Origin of the sequence: Saccharopolyspora mangrovi, assembly GCF_035320975.1 — a bacterium.
GTDB lineage: Bacteria > Actinomycetota > Actinomycetes > Mycobacteriales > Pseudonocardiaceae > Saccharopolyspora > Saccharopolyspora mangrovi.
The window spans coordinates 1-1,162 of the sequence record NZ_JAWLNX010000054.1; the positions used below are offsets into that span (position 1 = coordinate 1).

1 protein-coding gene is annotated in these 1,162 nt (G+C 69.0%); it reads right to left on the reverse strand.

Annotated features, from left to right (window positions below; genetic code table 11):
• Window positions 1-1,162, reverse strand: a 1,162-nt coding sequence (locus R4I43_RS34210) for an IS110 family RNA-guided transposase (RefSeq protein ID WP_324269877.1), incomplete at both ends; no start/stop codon positions are given.

Genomic DNA, 1,162 nt, shown 5'->3' on the forward strand with positions numbered 1-1,162 from the left:
GTTCTCGGTGTGACCAGGCGGTCGCTTGGTCGTAGGGGGCGTGGGTTTTCAGGCAGCCGTGCAGGATGCCGACCAGGCGGTTGCCGACCTGGCGGAGGGCGGCGTTGTGGCTGACGTCGCGGGCGCGTAGCTGGTCGTAGTAGGCGCGGACGGCAGGGTCGTGTAACAGCGCGCAGGACGCTTGCAGGTGAAGGGCGTCGACGAGCCGGTCGTTGTGGACGAACCGGGCGTGAACGGTCCGTATCTTGCCGGATTGGCGGGTGATCGGGGATGTCCCGGCGTAGTTCTTGCGTGTCTTCGCGCTGGCATAGCGGCCGGGGGCGTCCCCGAACTCGGCGAGCACCCGGGCGCCGAGGATGACGCCCAAGCCGGGCTGGCTGAGTATGACCTCAGCGTCCGGGTGCCGGCCAAAATGGGCCTCGACCTCGCCCTCCAGGGTCGTGATCTCCGCGTTGAGCGTGGTGATGACCGCGGTCAGCGCCCGCATTGTCGAGGCGTAGGCGGCGGTGACCAGGTCAGCCTGTCCTAGCTGGTCAGAGCGCAGTATCTGCTTGATCTCCTGTGTTTTGGCCGGGATATCTCGGCGGCCCTTCAAGGCCGAGCTGATCTGGCTGGTGGTGAGCTTCGCGGCCGTGGCGGGAGTGGGGGCTTTGGCCAGCAGCCTCAGCACCGGCTCCGAGGTCAGGCCCAGGGGCTTGTACGCCTGCAGCGCGGCGGGGAAGTAGTCCCGCAGCGCCACCCGCAGCCGAAGCATGTGCCGGGTTCGTTCCCACAACAGCGCTTGGTGTGCGCGGGTGACGACCTTGACCGCCTCGGCGACCTCGGAATCGCCCGCGCTCTCCCGCAGCTGGTGGTGACGGGTGCGGACCATGTCGGCCAGCGCGTGTGCGTCGCCCTTGTCGCTCTTGGCCCCTGAGGAGCCCAGAATCTCCCGGTGCCGGGCGGCCTGCTTGGGATCCACCCCAAACACCCGATACCCCGCCGCCCGCAGCGCCCGCACCCACGGGCCCCGGTCGGTCTCGATACACACCAGCACCTCAGACGGCTGCGCGTCCTCGGGCACGAACCGGCCGACCAGCTCATGGAAACGGGACATTCCGGCCATCCCCTCGGGCAGCCGGGCCCGTTTCAGCACCCGGCCCTGCTCGTCCTGGACCTCCAC